Genomic DNA, 25326 nt, shown 5'->3' with positions numbered 1-25326 from the left:
AAATCCTTTTGTTCCAGCTTCTTTTTTTATTTAAAATACTGAAGCTGTTCGCGGCGAAGCTTATCTTTTTGTTTGTCTGAAATCGAGTAGTCATAGTTATAAATAGCTCCTTCCCAATCTCCATACATTGGATTTGGAAATACGATTAGCTTTTGGCCAAACGCTTCTTTTTGCTCTTCTACAAGTTGATTTCGATCAGTAATAGATTTTTTATCAAAGCCGCTAAAATCAGATAAGTTATCACCGAACAGCAGGACTACATTATGATTCGTTGCTACTTTTTGACGGCGCGTTTCTTTTCCTTCATCTTTTGGACCCGTCAACAGCACGTGGTCTTTGGTTGCTTGAGGAATATGTAAATTCTTTAGGTTTTTAATTGTTGCCTCAAGCTGAGAAGTTGTACGGCCTGAAATATAGTAAATATCTACGCCTTTTTGATCCGCATACGTCAAGAAATCAACAGCACCTGGCACTGCTTTCGCTTTTGCTGCTTGCACCCACTCATCCCACTTATAAGGAAATCCTTTGCCGGTTTTGATGGCTGATGCTTGAAATGGGCTATTATCAAGCACGGTTTCATCTAAATCCAAAATAATGGCAGGCTTTTTATCGGTGCTTTTTGCAAGCGCCTCATCTAAACGAAGCTTTCCTGTATTATAGCCTTGGTAATACAAAGCTTTCATTTCGCCGGATGTTTGGTACCAAGCATCCGCCATGATCTGCTGATCAGCTAGGTTTTGAACGGGTTCTTTTTTCTCAGCAGACACTTCTTTTTCCCGCTGAGGGGCACATGCTGTAAGTGAAAAAGCAAGCAAAGCCACCCCTGTCAACGCTGATAATTTCTTATTCATTTCGCATCCACATCCATCTCTACATATTTTCACTCTAATAATGTTATATATTACCTTAAATACACAAAAAATCAATATAAAGACGAATAATATTTTAAATATAAAGTTAAATAGTTCGTTTCAACTAATGTTTTCTCCCTTTTTTTAACCATTATCCAAATATTTGTTTATACATTTTCCAAAATCCGTTTTTCTCATTCTTTCTTTGTAATCTTTTTTTAGAAACATATTGGTTTATCACTTATTTGCTTCAAAGGAACTTAATAAATCTGAATTATCTAACTTTTAATCTTGTGTTAGATTCTCTCACAAAAGTGCTTTTTTTTGAAAAGATATATAGTAAAATAGATTTTGTGAATTAAAAGACGGTGTTTTCTATCGAAAGTATTGTATAAATATACAAAAGGGGATGGAGATATGAATCACGTAAAACAATGGGGATGGATTACCTTTGGCTGCTTATGCGTTGCCATCGGAATTCAATTTTTAACCGCTTCTAACCTCGTTATTGGCGGAACGGCAGGACTTGGAATCGTGCTGCAGCATTTAACTGGTATTTCATTTGGGGTATTGTTCTTTATTATCAATTTACCATTTTATTTTATGGCTCTTACACAAATTGGACTGCAGTTTACGGTAAAAAGCTTCATCAGCGTTAGCCTGATGTCAGTGATGTCCGATTTATTAGCTGCCAACTTTTCATTTGCGCTTCCGCATCCGCTTGTAGCCGCGGTTTTGGGCGGCATTATCGTCGGCATTGGACTAATCTTTTTGTTTCGCCACGGCTCTTCTCTTGGCGGCATCAACATGCTATGCGTGTTTCTTGATAAGAGATTTGGCATTAATCCAGGTAAAACAATGCTTTTGACAGATGTGCTGATTGTAGGCTCTGCAACAGTGGTATTCGGCGTAGTTCAAGTTCTTTATTCGTTAATCGGCATCTTCATCATGACAGGACTGCTTGGACGCTATCACAAACGCTCGCCAATCGAACGAACTGGTGAACATATCGAAGAAGAAGCTAAACAACAAACGGCTTCAACGATGTAAAAAAACCGTGCGGAAATAATCCCGCACGGTTTTTTACGCTTATTCTGCTACTTTTACAAGCTGTTTTCCTAAGTTTGCTCCTTCAAATAAACCAAGGAACGCTTCAGGTACATTTTCAAAACCTTCTACAACGTTTTCGCTGTACTTGATTTTTCCTTGCTGCACCCATTCGCCTAACTGCTTAATGCCTTCAGGGAATTTGTCAGCATAGTCAGCTACAATAAACCCTTTCATTAGCGCACTGTTAATTAATAAAGGTGTTTGAACACGTGGTCCCACATCTTGTTTTTCTAAGTTATACAGTGAAATTTGGCCGCAAAGCGGAATGCGCGCAAATTTATTTAATAAGCTAACAACTGCATCTGAAATCTCTCCGCCGACGTTTTCAAAGTAAACATCAACGCCATTAGGACACGCTTCTTCTAACGCTTCTTTCACATTTCCTTTTTTATAATTAATCACTTCATCAAATCCGAGCTCATCTTTTAAATAAGCAATTTTATCTTCAGAACCTGCGATGCCGACAACACGTGCGCCTTTAATTTTAGCGATTTGACCAACAACAGATCCAACAGCACCTGCTGCACCGGAAACGACGACTGTTTCGCCTTCTTTTGGCTGACCGATTTCAAGCAGTCCAAAGTAAGCTGTGAGACCAGGCATACCAAGAACGCCGATAGCCGTTGTAATTGGCGCTAGCTCTGGATCAACTTTCTGTAAGTTTTTTGCTTCTGCCGCTGAATAGCGTTTCCAAGGAAGCATACCCGTCACGATATCGCCTTCTTTGAAGCGATCTGATTTTGATTCCGTTACGCGTGCTACAATGCCGCCTGCAAGCGGTGCGTTTAGCTCAAATGGAGGAACATATGATTTTGTATCGTTCATGCGTCCTCTCATATACGGATCAACAGAAAGGTAAAGTGTTTGAACAAGTACCTCGCCTTCTTTTGCTGTAGGCATTTCAATTTTTTCGTATTTAAACGTATCTTTTGTTGGCATTCCCTTTGGGCGTTCTGCTAATAAAATTTGTTCATTCATCGATATCGCTCCTTTTTAGTTCTCTGTTTTTTGTAAAATGTGCTAAACTTACCTTTGTTATTTTAAATTATATATTGTGCACAACGCAAAAAATATGATTGTGCAATAACACCGAAGGAGAAAAAGACATGGAGCTAATTCGCTGTAAAGAAGATGTTGTTAAAAAACTAAACGAGTTTGTTGAAGTAAATCCCCCCGTTATTTTATTTAAAAAAGGCAATATGTATCCGATTAAAATGGATATCAACTACAACTGGATTGCCACGGACGAACAAGGTCATGAGCATATTGTCGCTTCAAACACAAAGAATGTGCAGGACGACTACTGGTTTAGCTACCATTTTGACTTATATTAAGGAGTTTCCCGGATTTACTCTTCATAAACGTTATATAAATAAAGTGTTGCATTAGTAAAAACAGCGTACGAATTCCCGCGCTGTTTTTATGTAACAATTAAAGTATCTCAAGCATGGGTTTGAAGCTTTGCTCATGTTCCATTTTCTGCATCGATATCTACTTAAGATTATGTTACAATCACGGTAAAGTAATTTATGATTGATAGAATAAAAGCTTGAGCTTGAAAAATTCGAGGTGGATTATGCAAGGTAAAGTTGTATATAAAGAAGGATTTTCAGTGATAGGCATAGCAAAAAACGGAGAGTATCAAAAAGAAAATCTTTTGAAGCAAATACTTAAAGAAAAAGAAATGATTACTTCTTCAAAAGAACCTCATATGATTACAGGCATTTGCATGGCTCCGAAAAGAGAAAATTATTTTTATATTGCAGGTACAGAAGTGGCTGATACGGCTTGTATTCCAAACGGTATGAGCGTTCATACGTTTCCTTCGTTTACATACCTGCAGTTTAAACACAGAGGTCCCATTACATCGCTTGGGTCGACGTATAACAGCATCTGGAATGAATGGCTGCCGAACTCTCCTTACAGCATGATTGAAGGTCCTGCTCTTGAAATTGTAAATACAGCTATACACAGCAATTTATATAGTGATACATATGAAATGGATATTTATATTCCCATAAAGCTTGGACAATAAAAAAGGTGAACTTACGTTCACCTTTTTCCTATTTTTGCAGCTGTTTATATAAATGATAAAGAGTAAAAACGCACTCTGGATGACGCTCTTTATGGTTAAAAAAGCCATGCGGAAACATGAGTGAAAGATTCCCTTTTTCAATTCCGGTCACATACTTGTTTTCCATAAGCGGATATTCTTTCACAACCCAGCGCGCTTCGTCAATAGTAGACGTAACCACTTCACCAAAGTATACGCCCATACACTCTTCGAATTCTTCTTTTGTCATTAAAAAATAGTCAAAGCGATTGCCGTCTTCTAAATCATAGTAAAGCAGCTCTAATATTTTTAAACTTTCGTCTGTAAAATCAACAACAAATTCATCTACCGCTTTGCTTATTTCATGAATGTGATTCATGCACCGTTCGCGCACTTGATGATAGTAATAGCTAGCTTCAAACTGATGTTCACACGTTACTAGCGATTCGCCGTATGATGCTGTTAGATCATGATGCTTGCTCATGCTGACACCTCCACGCTAAGCTTATGGAGCAAGTATAACATTAACCAAGCAGCTACCGAGCAGTTTCCATTAACAACCTATCCGTGGTAATATCAGGCTTACTTTTTGCTCATTATTCTGCCGTACACAAATCCTCCGCTAACAAGAAGAATACCGCTAATTAATACGCTGCTTAAAAAGATTTGCGAATGCATCAAGTGATTATACATCATCCACATGCTCATTTCGTCATCTCCTTTTGGCCTTTTTTAACTAGTATCCCCGATTTTCTTAACGCACATGCCGGCATTTTCATCATTTTTTCATCAAACCTCTATATAGTGAAAATTGTGAAGCCAACCTTTTTTCATCGTTTTACTCCTTAAAAAGCCTGCTTATGACTCTAAAGCAGGCTTTTTTTATATGGTGAAACAAGTAATTAAGCCTTACTATCCCCACTAATTGTGCATAGTAAGGTATAATTAAAGATAGTTTCACTTTTCTAAAGTGAGAAATACATATGAGACATCAAAGGAGACATGCAAATGACAGAAATTGAAAAAGCGAAAATTCAGCACCGAAAGCTGTCCAAGGGACAGGTATTTGGAAGGGCCATCGCTATTGCGATTGGTGCCCTGCTCATGGCCACAGGACTTGAAATTTTTCTCGTTCCGAACCACGTTGTCGACGGAGGAATTACCGGTATTTCCATCATGCTTTCGCATATTACTGGCGTAAATCTAGGAATCTTTCTTTTTGTACTCAATCTTCCGTTTGTATTTATCGGGTACAAGCAAATGGGGAAAACATTTGCCCTTTCCACTATTTTTGGCATACTGGTTGTATCCATCTTAACTTCTATGTTTCACCATGTCCCCGCGTTTACCGCAGACGTTCTTCTTGCTACCGTTTTTGGAGGGATTATTCTCGGAATTGGAATAGGGCTCGTAATTCGCTACGGCGGAGCGCTTGACGGTACGGAGATACTTGCCATTTTAATCAGTAAAAAAATTCCGTTTTCTGTAGGAGAAATTGTGATGTTTTTCAATTTCTTCATTTTAGGAGCAGCGGGATTTGTGTTCACGTGGGACCGCGCCATGTATTCCATCCTTGCGTACATCATTGCGGCAAAAGCCATTGATACAGTGGTAGAAGGATTGGAAGAATCAAAATCAGCTTGGATTATTAGTGATCGTTCTGATGACATCGGCGATGCGATTAATGCGCGTCTAGGTCGAGGCGTTACCTATTTGCACGGTGAAGGTGCTTATACGGGCGATGATAAAAAAGTGATTTTCTGCATCATTACGCGCCTTGAAGAATCAAAGCTAAAAACTATTGTTGAAGATTTTGACCCTACTGCCTTTTTAGCCGTTGCAGATATTACCGAAGTCCGCGGCGGACGCTTTAAAAAACGAAACATTCACTAAAAAAAACGCGCAGAAAGTCTCATACTTTCTGCGCGTTTTTTTATGTAAGAGATACTTTTTGAACTCTCTTAAACCATTCATAACAAAGAAGCACAATTAAACATAAGTCAATTAAATCGCCTCCGTAATACATCAGCATAGCCCCTTGCTGCGCCCCTTCCGCCGAAACGTGCATAGGCGGGTTAGCATACACATATTTTGATAAAATACCGTGAGCGGCAAGCGCAATTATTAATACGGATGCTCGGTGCGTAAAAGTTTTTTGATGCGGCGAAGGGTCGATTGAAATCATCGATACGGTGAATACATAGCCGGCTAAAAACACGTGAATATGTACAGCGACATGCACGAAAAAAGAGTGATGCATCATGCCATACAGACTTGTTGTATAAAGAATCCAAAGTCCTCCTACGTTAAGAACAGAAGCTGTCACCGGACTGCTGATGAACCGAACAAACCGTCCTTTTAAAAGTTTTGACACTTTTCTGGCTGCATGAACCGGAAGCGTGCGAAGCAGCAGCGTAAGAGGTGCTCCTAACGCCATTAAAAGCGGAGCTAGCATACCTAAAAGCAAATGCCCCGTCATATGCGCGGTAAAGTCCATATGAGCACGGGCTGCGAGCGGTCCTGCTACAGAAGATATGGCGCATAAAATACCAAGTGTCCAGCTGAACGTCCTATATAATGACCATTTTCTATACGTTGCATTTGAAGATGCTACAGCCCACATGTATAAAAAAAAGGCAGCGGCAAAAGGCAGGGCTAATACAAGCTGAGATAATACTTCATATTTAATCATGATGTGCACCTTGTTTACGTGTAAACCATGTTAAAATGATGCCAATAAGCAGCATCAAACATGCAAGTACATTCCACGTAATGTCGTAAGGTGCAATCTTCACTCCGTACCGGATTTGATGAAGTCCCATAAGCTTATGCTGCACGGTCCCGTCATAAAGCTGAAACGCCCCGGCTCCAAGCAATACTCCTCCTATCCACCTTTTCACCCACCAGCCGCCCCGGCGCCTGAGATCTGCCACCATAAAAAGTGATGCAATTGTAGCGAACCAGCTGAATGCGTGAAACAAACCGTCCGACACTAAACCAGCGGCCGTTGTGGACTTATCATAAAAATGATGCCAATGAAGCAGCTGATGAAACACTGCTTCATCAATAAAAGCAGCTAACCCTACGCCAAACAAAAAGCCTGACCAGCTATTTCGAGCGCGGTGAACCACGCGCTGATTTGCAGTTGCTTCGTGTTTGTTTTCCATATCTATACCTCCCTGCCAATTCTTTAAGTTTATATCGATTCTAATGAACGTATACCCTATTAAAGAGAAATAAATCTATAATATGGAAAAATAGGAGCTATATCCTAATATCGTTTTCACTATCTTTTCACCATAAAGGTATAGGATAGTATTTGCGAAGCCAATTAGCATATTTTTTCATAGTTTTACTCCCTTTCTAAAGACCTGTTTCCCCAAAACAGGTCTTTTTTATATCCCGCTTCTCTTTTCACCGTTTTTTCACCATAAAGGTATAGGATAGTACTTGCGAAGCCAATTAGCATATTTTTTTCATAGTTTTACTCCTTTTGAAGATCTGCTTCCCCAGAGCAGGTCTTTTTTTATATCCCGCTTCTTTTTCATCGTTTTTTCACCATAAAGGTATAGGATAGTACTTGCGAAGCCAATTAGCATATTTTTTTCATAGTTTTACTCCTTTTGAAGATCTGCTTCCCCAGAGCAGGTCTTTTTTTGTTTGATGTTTCTTTTCACTGTTTTTTCACTATTCGGCGGTAAGATAGTAAGTGTAAAGCCAATTAGCATATTTTTTCATAGTTTTACTCCCTTTCTAGTGATCTGTTTCCCCAAAACAGGTCTTTTTTTTCTAAAAGCTTCCATCTTTTCACCGTTTTTTCACTTTTCTTTTGTATACTAAGTTTGTCAAAGCAATTTCATCATTTTTCATAAATGACCCCTATTTATTCCCCGCTTTTTGTAAGCGGGGCTTTTTTTATAAGAAAAGCATATTTTTTCACTTATTTTTTCTAAAAGCTTTTCTCTTTTCACCGTTTTTTCACTTTTCTTTTATATACTGTTCTTGTCAAAACAATTTCATCATTTTTCATAGATGTACCCTATTTGCACCCGCTTCTTATGAGCGGGCCTTTTTTTATTTCCATATAAAAAAGCTTAACCCGGAGGTTAAGCTTTTTTCGCCTGCTTGCGAAGAACAAGCATCATAATTGTAATAATGGTAAAGGCAATAAATGCTAAAAAAGGAATCGTGATAAACCCAAGCCAGTTAATATATTGACCTGAGCATGGAACGCCGCTTGTACACGTTTCAAATGCCTTAAGAGCCGGTATCTTCTGCAGACAATAATGATAGCCTGAAAGCGCCATACCAATCACAGAAAACGGCAGGACGTATTTGTAGATGAACGTATCATTCCGATACACGGCTACACCTAGCACAATCGCCAGCGGATACATTAAAATTCGCTGATACCAGCAAAGTTCACACGGAATAAAGTGAAGAACTTCACTAAACGTTAAGCTTCCAAGCATCGCGACAAGCGCTGTAAGCCACCCGAAAACCAAAGACTTGTTCATTATTTATTCTCCTTAGCCGCATCTTTGACCATTTGATCAAAATCATCGATTGTTTTTCCTTCAAATTTTTTGCCGCCTACATAAATCGTTGGTGTACCCGTAATGCCTAAGTCGTTGGCTGTCTTCATATCTTGATTGAACGCATCTTTTCCTTTTCCGTCTTTGAATGCACTTGCTACTTTTTTCGCATCGGCATCGCCAGATACTTCTTTCAGCGTATTTTCTAAGTAAGATTCCGTTAAAACATCTTTCTTTTCATCCGCTGCGTTTTGCTTTTTATAAAGAAGCTCATGGAATTTCCAAAATGTATCGTTTCCAAGCTCTTTGTATACAGTCTCGGCAAACTCTGCTGCACGAGAAGAATCGTTGTTGATAAACGCATAGTTCATAAAGTAGAATTTCACTTTACCTGTATCCACATAATCTTTTTGAATCAGCGGGAAAAAGGATTCCGTGAAGTTTTTACAAGCCGGGCATTTGTAATCTCCAAACTCTACCACTTCTACCGGAGCTGACTCTTTTCCAAGATACGGCTGATTATCATATGTAAGAGCGGCCTTTTCATCTCCTCCGCCCTTTGACATATTCGAAAGGACGATTAACCCTAAAATACAGACCGCAATAATTCCAATCACCCAAAAAATCCACTTGCTTGAGGACGTTTGCTGATTGGGCGTTACTTTTTTCTTTTTCTTTGCTTTTGACACAACCTCATCTCCTTCTTCTCTTTCTCTCTTCCAAACTTACAAAGCTGTTAGAGCTGTAAAAATGAGCGCACACAAAATAAAAAACACGTATAGCGACGTCAGCGTTAAAACAACAGGAGGCTGCATCGGCATTTTCGTTTCCGGATTTAAAATATATTGAATGCGATAATTAACTGACGTATCAGCAAACGATACGTGTGCACATGAAAGACTTGCCTGTCCCGTTTTCACCATTTTTAAAAGCGCGCTGCCGATGTGAGCAGGCGTGCCGTTTTTCACAATAGCATCTTGATCAGCCAGCACTTCACGCATAACTTTGAAGCGTTTATGGCTCCATTTAATAAACGGAATATACCATAGTGCAGAGGCAAGCGTGCTTAGTAAAAACGTTTTGAGCGGGTCTTTGTTTGCAACGTGTGACTGCTCATGGTAAATAACGGCTTCTAGTTCATTTTCATCAAGCACCGACAGCAATCCTGTAGACAGGACGATGTGCGGTGTAAACAGCCCCATCGTTAAGGCAATAGGCTGATCTGTTGTTAAGACCGTTAAACCCTTTCCATACGCTTTTTGCAGGTCAGCCGTTGTTGTTTCATCTCGCAGCTTCGTAATCATTTGGCGGACTTTCCTCATTTGAATCACTTGCTTTACAGCTTTAATGAACAGCACAAACATCGTGTGAAAAATAACGGCATTCAGCATGTATTCAATAAAAAACAGGCCGAAAAAGTGGGCTACTTTGTTACAAAGTAAAATTAAGTTAAACGATAAATTCCATCCAAACAGCAAATGCAGCACATACATGCCCATTTGCATAAGCAACGTCACGGCAATAAAAAAGCACAGGTTAAAAATAAGCTTAGAACGCTTTAGTATTCCTTGATTCATTGATTATTCATCCTTTTTTAACTGTTTGACTTTTGATTCGAGCATACTTAACAGTGAATCATCGACTTCTTCTAATGCATCAAGCATATGAGTAACAGCAAGCGAGCCAAATTCATCGATCAATTCGTGCGTTAACTCTTTCGACTGAGCGTCGATAAATTCCTCTTTAGAAAGAATCGGCTGATACATCGACGTACGTCCTTTTAAGCGCTTTTGCAACACGCCTTTTTCCACCAATCGATTCATAACGGTCATAACGGTGTTGAAGTTAACTGCTTTTTCTTTCTCAAGCACGTGCTGCACGTCTTTAATGGACATTTCACTTCCGTTCCATAAAGCCGTCATAATTTTTGCTTCAAGCGGGCCAAAAAAGCGATTAAGGCCGGTTTCGTTAAATTTGAATTTTTCAATTTTCATATTCGACACCTCACACTACTAATTGTAGTGTGAGGTGTCAAATCCGTCAACTTTTCCATGACAACCGCCTTACAATTGTCATAATCACTTTTTCACTTCATCGGTTAAATGCTGAATGGACAGCACAACTGTATCAAGCTTGGCTTCGATTCGGTGAAGTAAATAAAGCGTCACCACAACAGGAAAACCAACGTCTGAAACAAGCGTAAACCACTCTGTCATCTTCCTCTCTCCTTTTAAAAAAGCCCTCCGCACCGAAGTGGAAGGACTTTCATTTTTAAATCGTAAATTCAGTTACATTTCGCTCGACAATTTGGGCGCCTTTTCTGGCAACGAGCGCTCCGCCGCTTGAAGTAAAGACATCGCTTGCGATCAGCGCATTCATTGCTGCTGTGATGGCTGCTGCGTCTAACGTATCTTTTGGTGATTCAATCGATAGGCTTACTGCTTTTTGTGACTCATTCAAAAACTGCATCGTTAAAGTTTTCATACTCTACCTCTTTTCTTATTTTAAAAGTGAAAACGTGACAACTTCGTTGATTTCAACAAGCGGCAGCGACTGCAGGCTAGCGATGGTTTCGCTTGCTGTAATGAGTGCATCTGCAGAACTTCCAGGCTGAATGTTCATATAGGATTTTGTCTTTAAATCGGGTTTTCCATCCTCTTTTATTCCCTGTTCTAATACTAAGCGAAGCTGGCTTAAATACTGAATTTTTTCTGCCATCTTTTATTCCCCCTTTCACTTTATATATAGAAATTGAAATAGGAAAGAGGGATGATGGAAACATAAAAATTTTTGGTTTATAATGGGAGATAGTCTGAGTTAGAAAGAGGCTTTGGTAATGAGAAAGTGGAGCTTTTTATTTTTTGTTCTAGCATTCATGCATCCAGCTTCAGCACTTGCTGATGACGGTGCAGATGAAAAAAAGTTTGGTCCGTTTTACTACACGGTTTCTCATGATTATAGTCGAGAAAAATGGGATGTAGGGGTGTTAAATCAGCAAGACAAAACAAACATTCCTGAGACTGATTTGAACGATGAAACGCTAAAACTGTTTCAAAGCACGGTTGATGATTTAGCAGACCTCGCAATTCGATTTGCTGCTATGAGCGTGCTGCTTGTATGTTCACTCGTTGTTTTTACGTACTTTCGCATTCAGAAAAAACGCCCTTTTCTCCGCTTGTTTTTTGTTTTTTCAAGCGTTGGCTTTCTATTTTGCGTCTATACATCATTGGAATTATTTAAAAAAACTGAACAAGCAAAATCATTATTTTACTTACTATGACTTGAAACCCAAAAAACCAGCCGATCGGCTGGTTTTTTCATGCATTTCTTACGGTTATGTAGTTCTGTTCATACGTCATTTCTTTCGTTTGCTTTTGCTGCTCCAAATGGTAATAAGCAGCGCATACTCCTCCTAATCCAGCCAGTGCTAGGACAATTAGAAGTATGGATGTCGCTTTTTTCATTGCCTTTTCTCCCCTTATGTTTAACCCTACCTAGCAACGGCATGTGTAAAAAAGAGTCCCCTTTCTCTTTTTTACTTGCTCATTACTTACGAAAGATATTATCATACTTTTTTTCACTTTTGTCATTTTTTTAGCTATTGTCAAAAAATTGTATATTTTATCCAAGATTTAACGAATGTTTAAGAAAGTCCATGGACTGGTTTTTTGAAAGGCCAAAAGCTGTCACGATATAATCAACGTAGGCAAGAAGCTCGACGTTTCCTCCTAATTTTGTCGTTTTAAATGATTGATTAAACCGATACTGTTTTTTATCTGAAAAGACGAGCCCCTCTTCTTCTAGAAATGTTTGAAACTGCTGATGCGGAAAGTAAAGCACATCGTTTCGAACGTTCTCTAAGTCAATTACAATAATCATGTCTTCGAGCTCAGCTTTTAATTCCATCATACAATCGATGTATCCGCCGATGCAGCTGATTAAAGATGTGAGAAAAATGGGTCCGTTTATATATTGAAACTGCTCAAAAATTGTCTCATCAATGTAGCTTGAAATGCTGGATTTCAGCACGTCATGAATTTGTTTTGGTTCTTCCATATACGGAATAGGAATGTGAAACTTAGCTGATCCGTTATAAAACTGCTCCCACGCAATTGTTTTATCATATGCATCAATCACATCTGTGCTTCGAAAAATGATGGATTCCGCTGAATAAGAAGCTTTGACAAACGGTGTATGCAGCATCACCGTACTTTCGTCGTCCAAACGATAGTGTTTTGGTTCGCTAGACTTGCTTAAAATATATTGCTTTAGCCGTTCTTCTTCCATTTGTTCGATTAAATGCAAATCATATAGTGGCAGCACGTACATATTACACATCCCGTAATGAATATAGCTTTTCCCGTGCATCGGCCACTTTCTGTTATAGATAGACAGTTCTTTTGTGCAAAATTCCTCTATTCGCTGCGTTTGGTCCTCCGATTTTTGATAAAGACGATCTAAATGATAGCGATCATCGATTTCCGTAACGGGAGATGTGCCGCTTCCAATTCTTCTGTAAATTTTCCCGTAAGACATGTACGGAGGGTTCGGACCTTCGGGAATCCAAATAACAAAAACACCTTGCCCGGGGTGATCTTCAGGTGATAAAAAACGTGTAACGATACGAGGAATGGGATTGGTGACATCTTTCAGCATATTATTAATAAACAGCTCATATTCCTTGCGCTCGAGCAGGTTAATGGAATGGTCGTCTTCATCTACGCCAAAAATAAGCCACCCTCCTTTTTCATTGGCAAACGAAGCGATGATATTTGGGATTTTCCGTTTGACCGTTGAGCTTACTTCGCGCTTGAACTCAAGCTGATAGCCTTCTTCTAAATGTTTTTCCATCATGCGCTGCACATCTGAAAACTCAATTTCTCCAATTGTTTTTTTCTTTCCGTCTTCGCTTATAAATGGTGAATAAAACGTTTCTTCGTTCACTTGTCTTCCCCTCCTCACCACTTCTATTTAACTTATCCATATGATGAGAAGTAAAAAGACAGTCATACTTCTTTTATTTTTTTCGAAAAAACAAGTTTTTTCAAAATTCATCCTTCTTTATATTATGATAGAAAAAGAGGTGAATAATATGATTGAAGCGATATTTTTAGATCGAGACGGAACGATTGGCGGCAGTAATGACATTCAATATCCAGGTGAATTCCAGCTGTTTCCCCAAGCGAAGCAAGCAATTAAAGAAATAAAGAAACAAAGCATTCCGCTGTTTTCCTTTACGAATCAGCCCGATATTGCCAAAGGAAAGGTAAAGAAATCACAGTTTATCTCTGAGCTTTTAGCTTTTGGATTTGATGATGTTTACCTTTGTCCGCATGAAGATTCAGACGCCTGTCCGTGCCGCAAACCAAACCCCGGCATGCTCTTAAAAGCAGCGGAGAAGCACAGCTTAAATTTGGCTAACTGCATTGTGATTGGCGACCGGTGGAAAGACCTCGTAGCGGCCAGTGCAGCAGGGGCTCAATGTATTTTAGTGTTAACAGGCGCCGGGCACGACACGCTGCATGAACAAGAAAAATGGGCTGATGTACAAGCAGCTTTTATTGCATCCAATATACAGGAAGCTGTTGAATTTATCTTTACATCACTGAGTTCACAGCCGATACTACCGCATTCACATACTCGTTAAACAGCTGATTATCCTGTAATAATTGTTCATACTGAGGAGTGGTGATTTCAAGCTGCAGTCCTTTATGCCGCTGATTGCTGTTGGCGATATTTCGAGGTGAAACGCCTTTTAAATGCACGGGCGTTTCACTGATTGGAAAACCTGAGAGCGCATGACGCACCGCTTTTTCTAACTTTTCGTCTCTTCCTCCGATATAAGTCGTGCAGACGTCGCTGTAGGCACCGTGAAGAGAAATCGTGACCGCTGATTTTTTAACGAGGTGACGCGCCATTTCTTCATCGTAGTTTGCAGACGTAACATGCAATTCAAACGGATTTTCTGTTTTCAGCGTTTTAAATACGTACACCGTTGCGTTTAGCTTTTCTGCTATTTTTTCCGCTACTTCTTCTGTTCCAATTTCCATTGTTCCTCCGTGAATAGCAAGCACGACAATTTCTCTCCGGCGAATAACACATTTTATTTCGTAATCGATTCCCGCTCGTTCGCACTGAGACAGTTCTTGAAAACTTTGATACACGTCCCTCATCTGTTTCTTCACACCTTTCTTTTATCTTTCATATACCCAGGCTTTATTTTTTCTTTTTCTTCATATAGTAAAGGGATTCACCCTTTGTTTACTCGTTTATTTTTGTTTTTATACTTTATCTGTTAGTGTGCGCAAAAAAAAATTTTGAAATTCGAAATAAAAGTATTGCCAAACAAACCGTCCAGACGGTAAAGTATTCTAGGGAAAATCAAAAAGGAGGAAATTCATGTGTCTACATATGATGATATATTGCTTGCGGCCACTCAGGTTGTACAGCGTGACGGCGTGGGAAATTTAACGCTTGAAAAAGTAGCAAAAGAAGCCGGTGTTAGTAAAGGCGGCTTGTTGTACCACTTCTCATCAAAAGATGAATTGATTCAGCAAATGCTGTACTCAGTCACAAAGCAATATGATGACGGGCTACACGTGCAAATTGAACATGATGATGCTCCTGGCAAATGGAGCCGGGCTTATCTCGCTGAGACGCTTCATGATCTGCAGCGTGAACAAGCGATGAGCGCAGGGTTGCTTGCAGGTATTGCAACGAATCCTGAACTTCTGCAGCACCTTCAAAAACACTACGAAAAGTGGCAGCAGCATATTGAACAAGACGGTATCAACCCTGTCCTTGCTACCATCGTGCGCTTAGCAGCTGACGGATTATGGTTCAGCCAAATGTTTGGGCTCGCACCCGTGGATCCAGACATGCAAAAACAGATTCAACAACAGCTTCGGAAATTAACAGAGGAGGGTTTTCGATGAAAGCCTATTTATTTTTAGCAATTGCAATTAGTTCAGAGTTATTTGGTACATCTATGTTAAAAGCATCAAACGGATTTACAAAATTTTGGCCTAGTCTTGGTGTTTTATTAGGATTTGGTCTTGCTTTCTATGCGCTTTCCACATCGCTTCAGCACATTCCGCTCAGCGTTGCATACGCCATTTGGTCTGGTGTAGGAACTGCGGTGACAGCTGTGATTGGTGTAGTCATTTGGAAAGAAAGCGGCAGTCTTACGATGGTATTTGGCATCGTATTAATCATTGCGGGAGTCATTCTTTTAAATTTAAAATCAGTGGCTCATTAAAAAAAGAGCCAGTAAATACTGACTCTTAAGCAAAGGAGGAAAATCGACTGTCTACTTATGAAAGTAGTATGTATCGTTTTCCTTTTTTTTATACTCTTTTATAGATTAAACGGATCTAGGAATTTAACAGATGGATATTTGTCCTGGAACAAACGCCATACAAAATCGTTTTCAAACATAAGAACGGAATGCTTATCACGATCTTCTACTAGCATCACGCGAGAATCTAGCATGCGATCTTCAATTGTTGATTTGTCTACCCATTTTGCAATGTTATGAGACATGCGCGTGAATTCAAGATCGACATTGTACTCACCTTTCATACGATGTTCAAACACTTGGAACTGAAGTTCACCGACTGCTCCTAAAATATAATCTCCAAAGAACGGCGTACGGTAAAGCTGTACCGCTCCTTCTTGTACAAGCTGATTAATCCCTTTTTCAAAGTGCTTTGATTTCATTGCATTTTTCGCACGAACTTTTACAAACAGTTCAGGCGGGAACTTTGGAAGAGCGTCAAATTCAAATACTTTTCCCTCTCCTACAATTGTATCGCCAATTTGATACGTACCTGAGTCATACAAGCCAATGATATCCCCTGGATACGCTGTGTCTACTGTTTCACGGCTTGATGCCAAGAACTGATGAGACTGCGCTAGCTTCATTTTGCGGTTCGTTCTTGCTAATGTTACGTTCATTCCACGCTCGAATTTCCCTGAACATACGCGTACGAACGCAATGCGGTCGCGGTGAGCTGGGTTCATGTTCGCTTGAATTTTAAAGATGAAACCTGAGAAGTTTTCATCCGTAGGCTGAACGGTGCCATTCGTTGATTCACGAGGCTGCGGCGGTGATGTTAATTGTAAAAATGAATTAAAGAAAGACTGTACGCCGAAGTTTGCAATCGCACTTCCGAAGAAAACAGGCGTTAATAAGCCTTGCTTTACTTTTTCGATTGAAAAATCATTACCTGCTTCATCTAATAGGGATAAATCATCCACTAAGCCTGGTAAATACATTTCATCGACGTGTTTTTTAATTTCATCGTCGATATTTTCACCGTCAAAGTCTGCAAAATAAGACTCTTTGTTTCCTTGATACACTTCAATTTGCTTTGAAAAACGGTCATACGTTCCTTGGAATCGTTTCCCCATGCCAATTGGCCACGTTACAGGGTATGATTCGATACCAAGTACATCTTCAATTTCTTCAAGCAGCTCAAGCGGCTCTTTTCCTTCACGGTCTAATTTATTGATAAACGTTAGGATGGGAATACCGCGCATACGACAAACTTTAAAAAGCTTAAGCGTTTGTGCTTCAATCCCTTTTGTTCCGTCAATAACCATGACCGCACTGTCTACAGCCGTTAAGGTACGATACGTATCCTCACTGAAGTCTTCGTGTCCTGGTGTATCCAAGATGTTAATAAAGTGATCTTTATACTCAAACTGCATAACACTTGATGTAACCGAAATTCCACGTTGTTTTTCGATTTCCATCCAGTCAGATGTAGCAAACTTGCCTGATTTTTTTCCTTTAACCGTTCCGGCTGAACGAATCATTCCGCCCAGTAACAGCATTTTTTCTGTTAACGTTGTTTTCCCGGCATCCGGGTGAGAAATAATGGCGAATGTACGACGTGAATCGACCATCGTTTCTTGAAGTTGGTTGCTCATACGTTTTAAAATCCTTTCTGCTCTACAATTCCTATTTTCATCATTTCATTATACGCTTTTTTTATACTGCGTGACTAGTTTTTTTCATATTTGAATACTTCTGCAAAATCAAAGAAATCGTCAACAAGGTGTAAAAAGCGAACAAGAAAAGACCCCTTTTATAAAAGGGGCCTTCTCCCAGTTTAGTTTAACGAACGACCAGAGAAACGTTCTGCTGATCGGATTAAACTTTATAAAAAAAATTACTTTTGAACGTTAGCAGCTTGTGGTCCACGGTTGCCTTCAACGATTTCAAATGTAACTTCTTGACCTTCTTCTAAAGTTTTGAAACCTTCGCCTTGGATAGCAGAGAAATGAACGAATACATCGTCTTGTCCTTCTACTTCGATGAAACCGAAACCTTTTTCAGCGTTGAACCATTTTACTTTACCTTGTAACATATCTCTTTTCCTCCTTGTGTGACAATCCACACATTGTGTATTACTCTATTCCTGCTCTTACAATAAGTCAAGACGAACACTTCGAACTATCCTTACCGAACAAAAATAAGCACCTTTATTGTAACAAATCCTCCAAAAAATTTCAAAGAAATTTGCACATTCTTTTTGTTTGCTTCTATCCCTTACCTACAGCCTTTCTACCCCTTTTTAAGCTGCCGAATGTGAACGCATTATCCGCCTTCTTCTTGATGTTTTTTCTTGTATAACGATCCTTTAAATGGATAACGCTATAGAGATAGATACTCTTTCTATTTATGAGAAAGCAGGTGACATCACAACCTATGGAAGACATTCTCATCTCCCTTCTTAGAACCTTTGTTTCTTTTATTATTTTAAGCATTACAACTTTCCTGATTGGAAAACAAATTAACACGCATAATAATCATTTTACATTTGCGATGTCCATCATTATTGGGTCGTTCATCGCAAATATGGGATTTGATTTAAAATTAAAATTTCTGCCGATGTTCGCTTCTTTTGCTTTTCTTGTAGCCATTCATTTTCTTTTAGCATCAACAGCTCTAAAAAGCAGGCGCTTGCGAAAATGGATTACAGGACGCCCGACGGTTATTATGGAAAAAGGAAAGCTTCTTGAAGCAAATATGAAAAAAGTCAAATATTCTATTGACGACTTGAATCAGCATTTACGAGAACTAGGAACGTTCAACATTGCTGAAGTAGAATTTGCTGTTTTAGAAGTAAGCGGGAAACTGTCGGTGTTAAAGAAAACGGCTTATCAAAACATTGCCAAACAGGACGTTTTGTCTAAGCCGTTTAAAGAAATGAATTTACCGGTAGAACTCATCATGGACGGGGAAATTATTCAAAAAAATTTAACATCTCAATATACCGAACAATGGATCAACCTTGAGCTTTCAAACCGTCAGCTTCAGTTGAACCAAGTGCTGTATGCAGTTGTGTCAACAAACGGCATGCTCTATGTAGATGAGTATAAAGATCAGCTGTCCGCTCCTACAGACAGAGAATAAGATTGAGACATCGCTGTTGATTTCGGTGCAGGGCTTTGCTTTCCGGGGGCGGCCAGTGAGTCCCCTCTTTGCGTCCGCTCCTGCGGGATCTCACCTACTTCGCTTTTCCTGCTGGAGTCTTCCCCTTGGCCTCCAATCAACAGCTAGAAACAACTAGCCTATGTTCACGATCACCATGAAAAAATCCGAACGAGTTTGATTCTTGATAGAGAATCAAACTCGTTCGGATAAAATGCGTTTGTTTCAGTCTCACTGTGCCATCTCTTCAACGGTTCCTTCTTTTAGGCCATAGTAGTTCCGTTCAAATCGCTTTATTTCTTGATCATAGCGGCGTACTTTTGCATCGGCTAGCTGGCGGCTTTGTTTTGTTTCTTCAAGCAGCTCGACCTGCTGATTAATTTGAAAAATAGTCGTCGTCAGCTCGTCTTGATAATCATAAATTTCATTTTGAATATCCACGCATACGGGCAAACGATTTGCTAAAATAAAGTCCGTCATTTGCATAAGCACTTTTTTACGCTCTACTTCTTTCACTTTGCTTTTGACAGCTCGTTCTGCAGAACGGAACGTCAGCCTTACTTTAGAGAAGAAGTCACCTTTAATCGAAAGCTTGCGCTGCAGTTCTTCTACATCTTGTTTTAATGATTCATGCTCTTCAATCATTTTTTGAAGCACAAGTCCTCCGTTTAATGATGTGAGCTCCATTTCATCAAGCTGCTGGCGAATGGCTGTTTTGAGCGTTTCAATTTGTTTCATCGTCTTTTTCTCCGTAGCGCGGAGCTGCTTAACATACTGCTCTGTTTTATAAATAAAGCTGTCTAACCGTTCGCGGTCAAACAGTGACTGCTCTTTCTTTTTTACATAATCTTGATACGATGTGTGTACAGATGACCACTTGATCAGCAGAGACTGATAATTCAATAGCTCATCCTGATGCTCAAGCTTGTACGTCCACATCAGCTGAACAACTACTAATAACAGCGGTAAAAAAGTTCCAGCTTCTTTGCGTTTTGCAATAATTTCATGACTTTCAAAGCTCGCCATTAAAAACAGCGGGGCATTCATACTAAATAGCAGTGCTGGCGGGTAATTAACGGGAATAAAGATACTCATTACGGTTGCCATAAGGCCTGAAATAGCAGGGTATGCGTGCGGAGGAAGCTGTTTGTATAGCTCGATTGTCCCTTTTTTTTGCAGCAGTTTCACAAGCGCTTCCTGCTGATATTCTCCTAATACATCAATCATTCTTTCCTGATACATAGGAGGAAGCTGCTCAATCCAATTCATCAGCTGCTGCTGAAACACCGCTTGCTGACGATTTGTAGCAATCATGTATTGCGAATCAATTAGATGAAAGAACAGTCGGATTTGATGGCGCATTACGTCTTCTAGCGTATGACAGCGTGCAATTGAAAACAGCTCATTGTATTTAGATACAAGCAAATTTCCAATGTTATCGCTTAACTCGTACAGCTCGCCATTTGTTGTAGCATGAGAAACGGGAAGTTCAAAAAACTTCGCCATTTCAAGCAAAATATGCAGATGCATGTCTACTTCAGGCTGTTTCTCAAGCAATTTCATTTCTTCTACCAATGATGCTTGAAAATCCGTATGCTCCGTTTGCTGATACTGTGCTGACATTTCCGTATAAATGCGGTGGTCACATAACACATAAGCAGCTCTTAGGATCTCGCCTTTAGACGTAAGCAACCCATACAATAACTGTTGTCCGTTCATCTTCACACCGTCCTTCATTAAATTTTCTTACTATAGCTTTCTATCATTTTATACTTTTTCTATAAATTCGATGCAATAGTTCAAATTTCCTGTTATCTTTCTTCTTGTTTCCTTAATACAAAAATTACCGTCCAACATGACATCAGCGCAGGCGGAATGGTCCAAGTCATATATCGCCACTCACCGGTCACAAGCGCCATAATAAGAAAGATGAGCGGAAAACCTATTAGTACTATGATAACACGTGCTCGGCTTACCGATTTTTTCATCGTGCATCGCCCCTTCTGTTCGTCCCATATTCTTATAATACCCTTTCGCTTCTATAGCATTAAACACCTTTATAAACCGTTCGTACATTTCTTTGTTTTCTAGACAGTCTATGACATAAGTTTTAAAAAAGAACAGAGGATACCTCTTACTTTGGTGAATCTCGTAAGCAGCTTTTATGTTTTGACAAGCTAAATCGTGAAAAATGTGTTATGGTAAAAGAAAATTTCGTTTTTACTACCTACATTGAAACGAAAGGGTTGATCGTATGAACATTTTTTTGATTGGCGCAAGCGGCAGGACGGGACAAGAAGTGATCAAGCAAGCCGTGAAAAACGGACATTATGTAAAAGCTTTTGTGCGAAATCCATCTAAGCTTAAGATAACGCATGCGAACGTACACATCATACAAGGCGACGTGCTTGATTATTATGAAGTGTGTCAGGCCATGCGGGGGTGCGATGCAGTAATTTCTTGTCTTGGAACAGAAAATCTAGGGCATTCTACCCTTTTAGTAGAAACGACAAATCTGCTGATTCAATGTATGAACGAAAACGGAATTCAGCGTATCGCCTACACCGCTTCCGCCGGAATCGATGGAGAAATTCCAGGCATGACGGGCTGGCTTGCTCAGCGTATTTTAAAAAATGTGCTTCGCGATCATCACGAAGCCGTGAAGCTCTTGAAGGTAAGCGGACTCGACTGGACCGTTGCTCGGCCAATGGGTCTAACGAGCGGTCCATTAACCACGTATTATCGTATAGGAGAAGCTAGCATACCAGAAAACGGACGCAACATCAGCCGTTCTGACGTCGCTCATTTTCTCCTTCAAGCCGTAGAAAACAACAGGCATATAAAAAAATCACTAAGTCTTTCGTATTAAGTGTTCTAAAGGAGTGTTGATAGTGAACCTATCAAAAATTTTTCTAAAAATAAGTCTTGTACTTTTAATGGCATGCGTCTTTATTGAAGGTAATTTTCAGGTGGCGCTTGGCATCTTTGCTGCTGTTTGCATGCTTGTCATTGTTTTTGCTAAGCCTCTTTCAAAATCGCTGCTGCCTGTTAATAAAAAAACAGAAAAAAAAGACCGCGAAACGTTAATGATGGTCATTGGTGTCATCGTTTTTATTTCAGGAAGCTTTTTTATTGCGTAATAGCATTGTAAAGAAAACAGGCTTACATCCACATTTTTAATCATATAAAGGGCTGTGCTGTAAGTCGAATGTTCGACTTATGACACAGCCCTTTTTTAGCTTTAATGAGGTCTCTTTCAGCAATAGCTTCTGTACCGTTCCATTATTTAAGCAAATTACCTTACAAACCCTCTTATGCTTTTTTCATCAACTCACATAATAGATGTAGAAGATGTCGTAAGACAAGCGTCAAAAGAAAGAGGAGGAAGATAAATGAAATGCCCCCATTGCGCTTATTCTAATCCGAAAGGGGTAAAATTCTGCTTAAATTGCGGTCATGAAATCGTCGACCGTGATGAAAACTACAGTATATTCTACTTGTTTGCCCATCGTGTTGATAAAATTCCAAGAAATGAACGTTCGGTTGAACCTAAATTTCGAAATATATTCTCTCGAGTCTTCCGACAGCACAGTGAAATGGAAGCTGAACGGCTTTTTATTGTAGGAACAGGGCTTACGACTCCTAAAATAGAAGAGGTTGTAAATACATGGCCAAAGCCTTGGCTTTTTGCAAGGGTCTTTCTTATTGCACTTGTCGCATACTTAGGGCTATATCTAGGCGTAAGCTTGTTCGAAAACATCAACTTCATACCCGGTCTTATTGTAGTCGGTGCTTTTGCAGTTCCATTTACTACGCTCATTTTCTTTTGGGAAATGAATGCTCCGCAGAATATTGCTATTTACAAAATTGTTTATGTCGTTTTTATTGGCGGAATCCTCTCCCTTCTCTTAGCACTTGTGTTTTATGATATTCTTGGAAATAACACAAACGTGATCGTGATTGGAATATGTGAGGAGCTGGCTAAAGTTATCGCGGTTATTTATTTTGTACGCAATCTTAAATATAGATATATCCTTAACGGACTTCTCTTAGGAGCTGCAATAGGAGCTGGTTTTGCTGCTTTTGAAACCGCTGGCTATGCTTTGCGAGCACTTCTTTCCGGCAGCTTTCACATGCTTTATTCTACGATACTCTGGCGCAGTATTTTTGCTCCTGGAGGACATGTGGCTTGGGCTGCCTTAACTGGAGCTGCCATCTGCATCGTGCAAGGAGATAAGAAATTTCAGTGGAGCATGTTGATAAAACCAAAATTTCTCGGTGTATTTTTGCTTGTCGTTTTTATGCACGCTCTTTGGGACTCACCTATACTAGGTATTTTCCCAGCAGGCCATACGATTTTAACGATTATATTATGGATTTTGGTATTTAGTATGATTCGTATTGGGCTAAAAGAAATCGCAGATAAAAAGCTGGAGTTGACCTATTACAAAGAAAACCCTACATCCTCATAGGAAATGTTCAGCTTGTGTTTAGCTGCTCGTTTTAACTTTTTATTACCTTTATGTTTCATTTTGAAAATTGTTGTTACAAATTGTAAAAAACAGCATTCAAACTACCTGTACATGGTATGATAACCTCAATAACATGAAAGGGTGACTTGGTGGATGAACCTAACTGAAATTAAGCACATGATAGCAAATTTAGTAAATTATAGAGATAGCGACATTACTCATACTCTTGCCAATAGGTTTACATTAAGTTATTCAAAACAATTAAACAGTTTTCAAATCTGCGACATTGAAAACGATATCATTTATCGTTATGAAGAATCCGAAACAACCGCGTTAGCTCTGTTTAACATGATCCATACTCTTCCCAAGACCATTTACAGACATACTAATTCGTTTGAACAAGTTTAAAGCAGGAAAAAAAGCTCATTTATTGACTAACATGAGCTTTTTTGCCGGTGTCTACCTATTTTAGTTATTTATAACCTTCTTCAAAAGAAGAATATCCTTTTTAATTGCCTGTCTAATTTCTTCAGCTTTACAGCGTTTGTATTCTTGTACTAAGCGATAGAGCTCTCGTTTAAATAAAAATTCATCTTGTTGACTACTCATAGCAGCATGCCCCTTATTAGCTTTCTATCACAAGTGATTAAAGAAAGTATTCCCTTTTCTTCTTATAAAAAACAAATAAATTCACAAATAAATGTAAAACAACCTCTTATCCCAAGTTTATGTAAACGGCGGGATGTTCTTGCATTTAGAGGAATGATAGCTGAAGAAACATAAAAAAAACATTGACTACTAGTCCTCAGTCAATGTTTTTTATTTGCTTTAGCTCTAATTCATTAAAGTTAAATTGCATACTTTTATGCGTTCATGTCTCCAAGACCTGGAGCGTGCTCATTTGGCATTTCAGATAAGTGAGGAACAGGAAAAGCTTCCGGCGGAGGTGTGACGCTTAGGTGTCCGCCGTTTCTGCTTGGCGTCTCTCCTTGGAATATTTCTCCCATTCGATGCGGATCTAACCTAAAATCAAATTGCGTGTTATGATACCCCATTTCCACAAATTTTCTGCATTCAGGGTATTTGTTAATATCGTAATTTGGAACAGGAAAAAGCTTGCCCCAGTCCACGCCCAATGTTTCAAGAGCTTTTGCAAACGCATTTTGATGAGCATTATCTCGAACAATTAAGAAGCCTAGCGTTTCTCTTAGCGTCTGGTTAGAACTCATTTCATATATTCTTGTTTTTTGTAAAACACCGGTTGATTCTAATACAACGTTATTTAGCAAATCAGCTACTAGATTTCCGTGATTATAAACCCATGAGCCGTTCCATGGATTCCCGCCCGCATCCACTGGAAGTGAACTTTGAGCGCCCATAATATAGTGATGAGGATTAGCATGTTTTACAGCTTCATCAAGAGGAGCCTGATCTGAACCTTGACTTCCTACCCCAGCTCCGCCAGATTCATCTAACAGTGCATTAATGGTATTTTGGACGAGTTCTACGTGAGCTATTTCTTCTAAAAAAACGCCTTTCATTAAATCTCGGTACTGCGTTTCTTTTCCTCTGAAGTTAGAGCTTTGGAAAAAATATTGCATCATCGTTCGCATTTCACCAAACTGACCGCCTAACGCTTCTTGCAGTACCTTCGCGGCTGCTGGGTCGGGCTTATCCGGTTTAATGCCATTAATTAATCCTTCTTTGTAATAGTACATATCAAACACTCCTTTTATTGACATTGCTTGTTTTTTGAACTAACTTATGTAGATTTTTGTCCGCTATAGGATTTTCACTTACAGCATCTGTTGCTTTTCCTCTTAACATATTTTAGCGTGCCATCTTTCGAACATGTGCACATGAC

General features: G+C 39.4%; 34 protein-coding genes. 12 read left to right on the top strand and 22 right to left on the bottom strand.

The window, feature by feature from the left end; genetic code table 11:
* Positions 1–26: 26 nt before the first annotated feature.
* Positions 27–851: a 5'-nucleotidase, lipoprotein e(P4) family gene (locus ACOZIR_RS08630; protein WP_045293405.1), complete on the bottom strand. Its 825-nt coding sequence runs from the start codon at positions 849–851 to the stop codon at positions 27–29.
* Positions 852–1268: 417 nt separating this feature from the next.
* Between ACOZIR_RS08630 and ACOZIR_RS08625 the strand changes: the two genes are divergently transcribed.
* A complete protein-coding gene (locus ACOZIR_RS08625; protein WP_071273016.1) occupies positions 1269–1901 on the top strand; it encodes a YitT family protein in 633 nt (210 codons plus the stop codon).
* A 39-nt stretch (positions 1902–1940) separates the two neighbouring features.
* Here the strand turns inward: ACOZIR_RS08625 and ACOZIR_RS08620 are convergent, their stop codons facing one another.
* On the bottom strand, positions 1941–2939 hold the full coding sequence (locus ACOZIR_RS08620; RefSeq protein WP_014459317.1) for an NADP-dependent oxidoreductase: 999 nt from the start codon (positions 2937–2939) through the stop codon (positions 1941–1943).
* A gap of 128 nt (positions 2940–3067) precedes the next feature.
* Between ACOZIR_RS08620 and ACOZIR_RS08615 the strand changes: the two genes are divergently transcribed.
* Both ACOZIR_RS08615 and ACOZIR_RS08610 read left to right on the top strand, forming a co-directional pair.
* On the top strand, positions 3068–3295 hold the full coding sequence (locus ACOZIR_RS08615; RefSeq protein ID WP_045293410.1) for a hypothetical protein: 228 nt from the start codon (positions 3068–3070) through the stop codon (positions 3293–3295).
* A 242-nt stretch (positions 3296–3537) separates the two neighbouring features.
* Complete coding sequence (locus ACOZIR_RS08610) at positions 3538–3996, top strand: GyrI-like domain-containing protein (protein WP_045293412.1); 459 nt, start codon at positions 3538–3540, stop codon at positions 3994–3996.
* A 28-nt stretch (positions 3997–4024) separates the two neighbouring features.
* Here ACOZIR_RS08610 and ACOZIR_RS08605 read toward each other — a convergent pair whose 3' ends face one another.
* Together ACOZIR_RS08605 and ACOZIR_RS08600 are read right to left on the bottom strand one after the other, a co-directional pair.
* Positions 4025–4498, bottom strand: a complete 474-nt coding sequence (locus ACOZIR_RS08605; protein WP_045293414.1) for a hypothetical protein — start codon at positions 4496–4498, stop codon at positions 4025–4027.
* A gap of 98 nt (positions 4499–4596) precedes the next feature.
* Positions 4597–4722, bottom strand: coding sequence for a hypothetical protein (locus ACOZIR_RS08600; protein ID WP_256972392.1), 126 nt, complete (start codon positions 4720–4722; stop codon positions 4597–4599).
* A gap of 300 nt (positions 4723–5022) precedes the next feature.
* On the opposite strand from ACOZIR_RS08600, the gene ACOZIR_RS08595 reads away from it, so the two are divergent.
* Positions 5023–5907: a YitT family protein gene (locus ACOZIR_RS08595; RefSeq protein ID WP_071273007.1), complete on the top strand. Its 885-nt coding sequence runs from the start codon at positions 5023–5025 to the stop codon at positions 5905–5907.
* Positions 5908–5947: 40 nt separating this feature from the next.
* Here ACOZIR_RS08595 and ACOZIR_RS08590 read toward each other — a convergent pair whose 3' ends face one another.
* From ACOZIR_RS08590 to ACOZIR_RS08550, 9 genes are all read right to left on the bottom strand, one after another.
* Entirely contained in the window at positions 5948–6706 is a 759-nt protein-coding gene (locus ACOZIR_RS08590; protein WP_045295395.1) for a cytochrome c oxidase assembly protein, read from the bottom strand.
* The gene (locus ACOZIR_RS08585) at positions 6699–7181 is read right to left on the bottom strand and encodes a DUF2243 domain-containing protein (RefSeq protein ID WP_045295397.1); all 483 of its coding nucleotides are present in this window, start codon (positions 7179–7181) and stop codon (positions 6699–6701) included. The genes ACOZIR_RS08590 and ACOZIR_RS08585 overlap by 8 nt, the downstream gene beginning before the upstream one ends.
* A 939-nt stretch (positions 7182–8120) precedes the next feature.
* Positions 8121–8531, bottom strand: coding sequence for a disulfide oxidoreductase (locus ACOZIR_RS08580; RefSeq protein ID WP_045295399.1), 411 nt, complete (start codon positions 8529–8531; stop codon positions 8121–8123).
* Positions 8531–9238 (bottom strand): DsbA family protein, encoded by a 708-nt coding sequence (locus ACOZIR_RS08575; RefSeq protein WP_310877873.1) that lies wholly within the window; start codon positions 9236–9238, stop codon positions 8531–8533. The genes ACOZIR_RS08580 and ACOZIR_RS08575 overlap by 1 nt, the downstream gene beginning before the upstream one ends.
* A gap of 36 nt (positions 9239–9274) precedes the next feature.
* Positions 9275–10126 (bottom strand): M56 family metallopeptidase, encoded by an 852-nt coding sequence (locus ACOZIR_RS08570; protein WP_045295402.1) that lies wholly within the window; start codon positions 10124–10126, stop codon positions 9275–9277.
* Between the two features lie 3 nt (positions 10127–10129).
* Positions 10130–10543 (bottom strand): BlaI/MecI/CopY family transcriptional regulator, encoded by a 414-nt coding sequence (locus ACOZIR_RS08565; RefSeq protein WP_013057865.1) that lies wholly within the window; start codon positions 10541–10543, stop codon positions 10130–10132.
* An 84-nt stretch (positions 10544–10627) separates the two neighbouring features.
* Positions 10628–10765 carry a YvrJ family protein gene (locus ACOZIR_RS08560; RefSeq protein WP_013057866.1) on the bottom strand — a complete coding sequence of 46 codons (138 nt, stop codon included), beginning with the start codon at positions 10763–10765 and terminating at the stop codon, positions 10628–10630.
* Between the two features lie 55 nt (positions 10766–10820).
* The gene (locus ACOZIR_RS08555) at positions 10821–11033 is read right to left on the bottom strand and encodes a DUF2922 domain-containing protein (RefSeq protein ID WP_013057867.1); all 213 of its coding nucleotides are present in this window, start codon (positions 11031–11033) and stop codon (positions 10821–10823) included.
* Between the two features lie 15 nt (positions 11034–11048).
* Positions 11049–11267 (bottom strand): DUF1659 domain-containing protein, encoded by a 219-nt coding sequence (locus tag ACOZIR_RS08550; protein ID WP_310877874.1) that lies wholly within the window; start codon positions 11265–11267, stop codon positions 11049–11051.
* 118 nt (positions 11268–11385) lie between these two features.
* Here ACOZIR_RS08550 and ACOZIR_RS08545 point away from each other — a divergent pair, with 118 nt between their 5' ends.
* Positions 11386–11829 carry a hypothetical protein gene (locus ACOZIR_RS08545; protein ID WP_045295404.1) on the top strand — a complete coding sequence of 148 codons (444 nt, stop codon included), beginning with the start codon at positions 11386–11388 and terminating at the stop codon, positions 11827–11829.
* Positions 11830–11866: 37 nt separating this feature from the next.
* Here the strand turns inward: ACOZIR_RS08545 and ACOZIR_RS08540 are convergent, their stop codons facing one another.
* Both ACOZIR_RS08540 and ACOZIR_RS08535 read right to left on the bottom strand, forming a co-directional pair.
* Positions 11867–12013, bottom strand: a complete 147-nt coding sequence (locus ACOZIR_RS08540; RefSeq protein ID WP_169746698.1) for a hypothetical protein — start codon at positions 12011–12013, stop codon at positions 11867–11869.
* Positions 12014–12170: 157 nt separating this feature from the next.
* Positions 12171–13493, bottom strand: coding sequence for a helix-turn-helix domain-containing protein (locus tag ACOZIR_RS08535; RefSeq protein WP_045295406.1), 1323 nt, complete (start codon positions 13491–13493; stop codon positions 12171–12173).
* Positions 13494–13641: 148 nt separating this feature from the next.
* Here ACOZIR_RS08535 and ACOZIR_RS08530 point away from each other — a divergent pair, with 148 nt between their 5' ends.
* Positions 13642–14196, top strand: a complete 555-nt coding sequence (locus ACOZIR_RS08530) for an HAD-IIIA family hydrolase (RefSeq protein ID WP_310877875.1) — start codon at positions 13642–13644, stop codon at positions 14194–14196.
* Here ACOZIR_RS08530 and ACOZIR_RS08525 read toward each other — a convergent pair.
* On the bottom strand, positions 14147–14722 hold the full coding sequence (locus tag ACOZIR_RS08525; RefSeq protein WP_421535550.1) for a poly-gamma-glutamate hydrolase family protein: 576 nt from the start codon (positions 14720–14722) through the stop codon (positions 14147–14149). The two genes, ACOZIR_RS08530 and ACOZIR_RS08525, sit on opposite strands and share 50 nt — an antisense overlap.
* 228 nt (positions 14723–14950) lie before the next feature.
* Here ACOZIR_RS08525 and ACOZIR_RS08520 point away from each other — a divergent pair, with 228 nt between their 5' ends.
* Both ACOZIR_RS08520 and ACOZIR_RS08515 read left to right on the top strand, forming a co-directional pair.
* Positions 14951–15484, top strand: coding sequence for a TetR/AcrR family transcriptional regulator (locus tag ACOZIR_RS08520; RefSeq protein ID WP_045295408.1), 534 nt, complete (start codon positions 14951–14953; stop codon positions 15482–15484).
* The gene (locus tag ACOZIR_RS08515) at positions 15481–15807 is read left to right on the top strand and encodes a DMT family transporter (RefSeq protein ID WP_013057875.1); all 327 of its coding nucleotides are present in this window, start codon (positions 15481–15483) and stop codon (positions 15805–15807) included. The genes ACOZIR_RS08520 and ACOZIR_RS08515 overlap by 4 nt, the downstream gene beginning before the upstream one ends.
* A gap of 98 nt (positions 15808–15905) precedes the next feature.
* Here ACOZIR_RS08515 and ACOZIR_RS08510 read toward each other — a convergent pair whose 3' ends face one another.
* Positions 15906–17483, bottom strand: coding sequence for a peptide chain release factor 3 (locus ACOZIR_RS08510; RefSeq protein ID WP_013057876.1), 1578 nt, complete (start codon positions 17481–17483; stop codon positions 15906–15908).
* A 242-nt stretch (positions 17484–17725) separates the two neighbouring features.
* Positions 17726–17923, bottom strand: a complete 198-nt coding sequence (gene cspD / locus ACOZIR_RS08505; RefSeq protein ID WP_013057877.1) for a cold-shock protein CspD — start codon at positions 17921–17923, stop codon at positions 17726–17728.
* 326 nt (positions 17924–18249) lie between these two features.
* Between cspD and ACOZIR_RS08500 the strand changes: the two genes are divergently transcribed.
* Complete coding sequence (locus tag ACOZIR_RS08500) at positions 18250–18972, top strand: DUF421 domain-containing protein (protein ID WP_237758600.1); 723 nt, start codon at positions 18250–18252, stop codon at positions 18970–18972.
* Here the strand turns inward: ACOZIR_RS08500 and ACOZIR_RS08495 are convergent.
* On the bottom strand, positions 18942–19112 hold the full coding sequence (locus ACOZIR_RS08495; protein ID WP_169746699.1) for a hypothetical protein: 171 nt from the start codon (positions 19110–19112) through the stop codon (positions 18942–18944). The genes ACOZIR_RS08500 and ACOZIR_RS08495 overlap by 31 nt on opposite strands.
* 109 nt (positions 19113–19221) lie before the next feature.
* Positions 19222–20709: a hypothetical protein gene (locus tag ACOZIR_RS08490; protein WP_045295411.1), complete on the bottom strand. Its 1488-nt coding sequence runs from the start codon at positions 20707–20709 to the stop codon at positions 19222–19224.
* Between the two features lie 535 nt (positions 20710–21244).
* On the opposite strand from ACOZIR_RS08490, the gene ACOZIR_RS08485 reads away from it, so the two are divergent.
* The 3 genes from ACOZIR_RS08485 to ACOZIR_RS08475 all read left to right on the top strand — a co-directional run bounded on the left by ACOZIR_RS08485 (position 21245) and on the right by ACOZIR_RS08475 (position 23462).
* Positions 21245–21859 (top strand): NAD(P)-dependent oxidoreductase, encoded by a 615-nt coding sequence (locus ACOZIR_RS08485; RefSeq protein WP_088567515.1) that lies wholly within the window; start codon positions 21245–21247, stop codon positions 21857–21859.
* A 22-nt stretch (positions 21860–21881) separates the two neighbouring features.
* Positions 21882–22130 (top strand): hypothetical protein, encoded by a 249-nt coding sequence (locus ACOZIR_RS08480; protein ID WP_045295414.1) that lies wholly within the window; start codon positions 21882–21884, stop codon positions 22128–22130.
* Positions 22131–22382: 252 nt separating this feature from the next.
* Positions 22383–23462: a PrsW family intramembrane metalloprotease gene (locus ACOZIR_RS08475; RefSeq protein ID WP_045295415.1), complete on the top strand. Its 1080-nt coding sequence runs from the start codon at positions 22383–22385 to the stop codon at positions 23460–23462.
* A gap of 468 nt (positions 23463–23930) precedes the next feature.
* Here ACOZIR_RS08475 and ACOZIR_RS08470 read toward each other — a convergent pair whose 3' ends face one another.
* Both ACOZIR_RS08470 and ACOZIR_RS08465 read right to left on the bottom strand, forming a co-directional pair.
* A complete protein-coding gene (locus ACOZIR_RS08470; protein ID WP_169746700.1) occupies positions 23931–24071 on the bottom strand; it encodes a hypothetical protein in 141 nt (46 codons plus the stop codon).
* Between the two features lie 254 nt (positions 24072–24325).
* Positions 24326–25180 carry a manganese catalase family protein gene (locus ACOZIR_RS08465; protein ID WP_045295417.1) on the bottom strand — a complete coding sequence of 285 codons (855 nt, stop codon included), beginning with the start codon at positions 25178–25180 and terminating at the stop codon, positions 24326–24328.
* Positions 25181–25326: the final 146 nt, after the last annotated feature.

Source organism: Priestia sp. D3YE.R1 (assembly GCF_049199565.1).
Lineage (GTDB): Bacteria > Bacillota > Bacilli > Bacillales > Bacillaceae_H > Priestia > Priestia aryabhattai.
This window is presented reverse-complemented; position numbering and strand designations above follow the sequence as displayed.

What these genes read in the sequence shown, in the direction of transcription:
- ACOZIR_RS08630 (WP_045293405.1), bottom strand. Translation starts at nt 851, where the DNA reads ATGAATAAGAAATTATCAGCGTTGACAGGGGTGGCTTTGCTTGCTTTT.
- ACOZIR_RS08625 (WP_071273016.1), top strand. Translation starts at nt 1,269, where the DNA reads ATGAATCACGTAAAACAATGGGGATGGATTACCTTTGGCTGCTTATGC.
- ACOZIR_RS08620 (WP_014459317.1), bottom strand. Translation starts at nt 2,939, where the DNA reads ATGAATGAACAAATTTTATTAGCAGAACGCCCAAAGGGAATGCCAACA.
- ACOZIR_RS08615 (WP_045293410.1), top strand. Translation starts at nt 3,068, where the DNA reads ATGGAGCTAATTCGCTGTAAAGAAGATGTTGTTAAAAAACTAAACGAG.
- ACOZIR_RS08610 (WP_045293412.1), top strand. Translation starts at nt 3,538, where the DNA reads ATGCAAGGTAAAGTTGTATATAAAGAAGGATTTTCAGTGATAGGCATA.
- ACOZIR_RS08605 (WP_045293414.1), bottom strand. Translation starts at nt 4,498, where the DNA reads ATGAGCAAGCATCATGATCTAACAGCATCATACGGCGAATCGCTAGTA.
- ACOZIR_RS08600 (WP_256972392.1), bottom strand. Translation starts at nt 4,722, where the DNA reads ATGAGCATGTGGATGATGTATAATCACTTGATGCATTCGCAAATCTTT.
- ACOZIR_RS08595 (WP_071273007.1), top strand. Translation starts at nt 5,023, where the DNA reads ATGACAGAAATTGAAAAAGCGAAAATTCAGCACCGAAAGCTGTCCAAG.
- ACOZIR_RS08590 (WP_045295395.1), bottom strand. Translation starts at nt 6,706, where the DNA reads ATGATTAAATATGAAGTATTATCTCAGCTTGTATTAGCCCTGCCTTTT.
- ACOZIR_RS08585 (WP_045295397.1), bottom strand. Translation starts at nt 7,181, where the DNA reads ATGGAAAACAAACACGAAGCAACTGCAAATCAGCGCGTGGTTCACCGC.
- ACOZIR_RS08580 (WP_045295399.1), bottom strand. Translation starts at nt 8,531, where the DNA reads ATGAACAAGTCTTTGGTTTTCGGGTGGCTTACAGCGCTTGTCGCGATG.
- ACOZIR_RS08570 (WP_045295402.1), bottom strand. Translation starts at nt 10,126, where the DNA reads ATGAATCAAGGAATACTAAAGCGTTCTAAGCTTATTTTTAACCTGTGC.
- ACOZIR_RS08565 (WP_013057865.1), bottom strand. Translation starts at nt 10,543, where the DNA reads ATGAAAATTGAAAAATTCAAATTTAACGAAACCGGCCTTAATCGCTTT.
- ACOZIR_RS08560 (WP_013057866.1), bottom strand. Translation starts at nt 10,765, where the DNA reads ATGACAGAGTGGTTTACGCTTGTTTCAGACGTTGGTTTTCCTGTTGTG.
- ACOZIR_RS08555 (WP_013057867.1), bottom strand. Translation starts at nt 11,033, where the DNA reads ATGAAAACTTTAACGATGCAGTTTTTGAATGAGTCACAAAAAGCAGTA.
- ACOZIR_RS08550 (WP_310877874.1), bottom strand. Translation starts at nt 11,267, where the DNA reads ATGGCAGAAAAAATTCAGTATTTAAGCCAGCTTCGCTTAGTATTAGAA.
- ACOZIR_RS08545 (WP_045295404.1), top strand. Translation starts at nt 11,386, where the DNA reads ATGAGAAAGTGGAGCTTTTTATTTTTTGTTCTAGCATTCATGCATCCA.
- ACOZIR_RS08540 (WP_169746698.1), bottom strand. Translation starts at nt 12,013, where the DNA reads ATGAAAAAAGCGACATCCATACTTCTAATTGTCCTAGCACTGGCTGGA.
- ACOZIR_RS08530 (WP_310877875.1), top strand. Translation starts at nt 13,642, where the DNA reads ATGATTGAAGCGATATTTTTAGATCGAGACGGAACGATTGGCGGCAGT.
- ACOZIR_RS08525 (WP_421535550.1), bottom strand. Translation starts at nt 14,722, where the DNA reads ATGAGGGACGTGTATCAAAGTTTTCAAGAACTGTCTCAGTGCGAACGA.
- ACOZIR_RS08515 (WP_013057875.1), top strand. Translation starts at nt 15,481, where the DNA reads ATGAAAGCCTATTTATTTTTAGCAATTGCAATTAGTTCAGAGTTATTT.
- ACOZIR_RS08510 (WP_013057876.1), bottom strand. Translation starts at nt 17,483, where the DNA reads ATGAGCAACCAACTTCAAGAAACGATGGTCGATTCACGTCGTACATTC.
- cspD (WP_013057877.1), bottom strand. Translation starts at nt 17,923, where the DNA reads ATGTTACAAGGTAAAGTAAAATGGTTCAACGCTGAAAAAGGTTTCGGT.
- ACOZIR_RS08490 (WP_045295411.1), bottom strand. Translation starts at nt 20,709, where the DNA reads ATGAACGGACAACAGTTATTGTATGGGTTGCTTACGTCTAAAGGCGAG.
- ACOZIR_RS08485 (WP_088567515.1), top strand. Translation starts at nt 21,245, where the DNA reads ATGAACATTTTTTTGATTGGCGCAAGCGGCAGGACGGGACAAGAAGTG.
- ACOZIR_RS08475 (WP_045295415.1), top strand. Translation starts at nt 22,383, where the DNA reads ATGAAATGCCCCCATTGCGCTTATTCTAATCCGAAAGGGGTAAAATTC.
- ACOZIR_RS08470 (WP_169746700.1), bottom strand. Translation starts at nt 24,071, where the DNA reads ATGAGTAGTCAACAAGATGAATTTTTATTTAAACGAGAGCTCTATCGC.
- ACOZIR_RS08465 (WP_045295417.1), bottom strand. Translation starts at nt 25,180, where the DNA reads ATGTACTATTACAAAGAAGGATTAATTAATGGCATTAAACCGGATAAG.